The following is a 3,635-nucleotide window of genomic DNA, read 5'->3' on the forward strand; positions in this document are numbered from 1 at the left end:
GTATGTCCGGCGGCGTCCTACTCTCCCACAGCCTCTCGGTTGCAGTACCATCGGCGCTGAAAGGCTTAACTTCCGGGTTCGGGATGGGACCGGGTGTTTCCCTTTCGCTATGGCCGCCGTAACTCTATGTGGCGTCCACTCACCGGGGTGTTCACGGTGGTGGGCCAAGCTTCGTTGTTCTGTTGTTGATCCAGTTGTTGATCCAGTTGTGTGCTGGATGGTGTGCTGGATGGTGTGTTGGTTCTTGTGTAGTGGACGCGAACATGTTGTTCGTCTTTACGCGTAGTCGATGGCTTTGTGGTTTTGGTTGAGGGTTTGTGTGACAAGCCCTCGGCCTATTAGTACCGGTCGGCTGGGCATTACTGCTGTACACCTCCGGCCTATCAACCCAGTGTTCTGCTGGGGGCCTTACCCCATCGAGTGGGTGGGAAACCTCATCTTGAAACGTGCTTCCCGCTTAGATGCATTCAGCGGTTATCACTTCCGAACGTAGCCAACCAGCCGTGCCCCTGGCGGGACAACTGGCACACCAGAGGTTCGTCCATCCCGGTCCTCTCGTACTAGGGACAGCCTTTCTCAAGTTTCCTGCGCGCGCGGCGGATAGGGACCGAACTGTCTCACGACGTTCTAAACCCAGCTCGCGTGCCGCTTTAATGGGCGAACAGCCCAACCCTTGGGACCTACTCCAGCCCCAGGATGCGACGAGCCGACATCGAGGTGCCAAACCATCCCGTCGATATGGACTCTTGGGGAAGATCAGCCTGTTATCCCCGGGGTACCTTTTATCCGTTGAGCGACCACGCTTCCACATGCCGTGGCCGGATCACTAGTTCCGACTTTCGTCCCTGCTCGACATGTCTGTCTCACAGTCAAGCTCCCTTGTGCACTTACACTCAACACCTGATTGCCAACCAGGCTGAGGGAACCTTTGAGCGCCTCCGTTACTCTTTAGGAGGCAACCGCCCCAGTTAAACTACCCATCAGGCACTGTCCCTGAACCAGATCATGGTCCTAGGTTAGACATCTAGTACGACCAGAGTGGTATTTCAACGTTGACTCCACACCAACTGGCGTCGATGCTTCAAAGTCTCCCACCTATCCTACACAAGCCGAACCAAACACCAATACCAAACTATAGTAAAGGTCCCGGGGTCTTTCCGTCCTGCCGCGCGTAACGAGCATCTTTACTCGTAGTGCAATTTCGCCGAGTCCACGGTTGAGACAGCGCCCAAGTCGTTACTCCATTCGTGCAGGTCGGAACTTACCCGACAAGGAATTTCGCTACCTTAGGATGGTTATAGTTACCACCGCCGTTTACTGGGGCTTAAATTCTCCGCTTCGGTATTGCTACCTAACAGGTCCTCTTAACCTTCCAGCACCGGGCAGGAGTCAGTCCGTATACATCGTCTTACAACTTCGCACGGACCTGTGTTTTTAGTAAACAGTCGCTTGGGCCTGGTCTCTGCGGCCATCACCGCTACCGGAAGCAAGTTCCGTCACGGATCCGGCCCCCCTTCTCCCGAAGTTACGGGGGCATTTTGCCGAGTTCCTTAACCATGGTTCGCTCGATCGCCTTGGTATTCTCTACCTGATCACCTGAGTCGGTTTGGGGTACGGGCGGCGCGTAGCTCGCTAGAGGTTTTTCTCGACAGCATAGGATCACCCACTTCGCCCATACGGGCTCGGCGTCACATCTCAGGGCCGTGCTCGAAGCACAGCGGTCCGGATTTGCCTAGACCGCCCCCTACCTGCTTACCCACGGACAACCATCGCCGTGGCTGGGCTACCTTCCTGCGTCACCCCATCGCTTGACTACTACCGGATCGGGTCCCACGCTCCACACCAGCGCCTCACCCCGAAGGGATCGGTCATCTGATGCTTTGGGTGGTTAGCATCACCAGGTTCGTCATGGGCGCTACTTTGCCGGTACGGGAATATCAACCCGTTGTCCATCGACTACGCCTGTCGGCCTCGCCTTAGGTCCCGACTTACCCAGGGCAGATTAGCTTGACCCTGGAACCCTTGATCATTCGGCGGAAGAGTTTCTCACTCTTCATTCGCTACTCATGCCTGCATTCTCACTCGTGTCGCGTCCACCCCTAGGTCACCCTGAGGCTTCACTCGCGACACGACGCTCCCCTACCCACCCACACACCTGAACCACAATCGTGGCTAAGCACACGTGTGAGTGCCATAGCTTCGGCGGATGACTTGAGCCCCGCTACATTGTCGGCGCGGAATCACTTGACCAGTGAGCTATTACGCACTCTTTCAAGGGTGGCTGCTTCCAAGCCAACCTCCTGGTTGTCACTGCGACTCCACATCCTTTTCCACTTAGTCACCGCTTAGGGGCCTTAGCTGATGGTCTGGGCTGTTTCCCTCTCGACTACGGAGCTTATCCCCCGCAGTCTCACTGCTGCGCTCTCACTTACCGGCATTCGGAGTTTGGCTAACGTCAGTAACCTGGTAGGGCCCATCGGCTATCCAGTGCTCTACCTCCGGCAAGAAACACACAACGCTGCACCTAAATGCATTTCGGGGAGAACCAGCTATCACGAAGTTTGATTGGCCTTTCACCCCTATCCACAGGTCATCCCCTCAGTTTTCAACCTAAGTGGGTTCGGTCCTCCACGCGGTCTTACCCGCGCTTCAACCTGCCCATGGATAGATCACTTCGCTTCGGGTCTTGATCGTGCTACTCAAACGCCCTATTCGGACTCGCTTTCGCTACGGCTCCCCCACACGGGTTAACCTCGCAACACAACGCAAACTCGCAGGCTCATTCTTCAAAAGGCACGCCGTCACCCCAACACCAACATTGCAAAGAGGTTGGCAGCCGGGCTCCGACGGATTGTAGGCACACGGTTTCAGGTACTATTTCACTCCCCGCCAGGGGTACTTTTCACCTTTCCCTCACGGTACTTGTCCGCTATCGGTCATCAAGGAGTATTTAGGCTTAACGGGTGGTCCCGCCAGATTCACACGGAATTTCAGGGGTTCCGTGTTACTTGGGATACCACTCAACAGACTGATGCTTACAACTACGGGGCTATCACCCTCTACGGCGCCGCTTTCCAACGGACTTCAACTTCACATCAGTTTTATGACTGTTCGACCCACCGGCAGATGGATCAGAATGGTCCCACAACCCCCCACACGCAACCCCTGCCGGGTATCACACGCATGAGGTTTAGCCTCCTCCGATTTCGCTCGCCACTACTCTCGGAATCACTGTTGTTTTCTCTTCCTGTCGGTACTGAGATGTTTCACTTCCCGACGTTCCCTCCACACGCCCTATATATTCAGGCGTGGGTAACACGACATGACTCGTGCTGGGTTTCCCCATTCGGACACCCCCGGATCACAGCTCGGTTGCCAACTCCCCAGGGCTTATCGCAGGCTCCTACGTCCTTCATCGGCTCTTGATGCCAAGGCATCCACCATGTGCCCTTCATAGCTTGTCGCACAAACACTCAACAAAAACTACAAAGCAAAACTACAAAGACTAGACATCCGACGACCAGTCCCCAAAGGAGACAACTCGAGGTCGCCGGTTGCTATATCGCGATGTCTCCTGGTGAAGAGACATCGCAAGATGCTCGCGTCCACTATCCAATTCACAAGAAACCCGCCCA

Annotated in this window: 2 rRNA genes; both read right to left on the reverse strand. The window is 55.5% G+C overall.

Going from position 1 to position 3,635, the window contains the following annotated elements:
* Positions 1-4: 4 nt before the first annotated feature.
* Positions 5-121 (reverse strand): 5S ribosomal RNA (rrf, locus tag K8U61_RS24665).
* 197 nt (positions 122-318) lie between these two features.
* Positions 319-3,464 (reverse strand): 23S ribosomal RNA (locus K8U61_RS24670).
* Positions 3,465-3,635 lie beyond the last annotated feature (171 nt).

Origin of the sequence: Nocardioides mangrovi (genome assembly GCF_020073815.1) — a bacterium.
Taxonomy (GTDB): Bacteria; Actinomycetota; Actinomycetes; order Propionibacteriales; family Nocardioidaceae; genus Nocardioides; species Nocardioides mangrovi.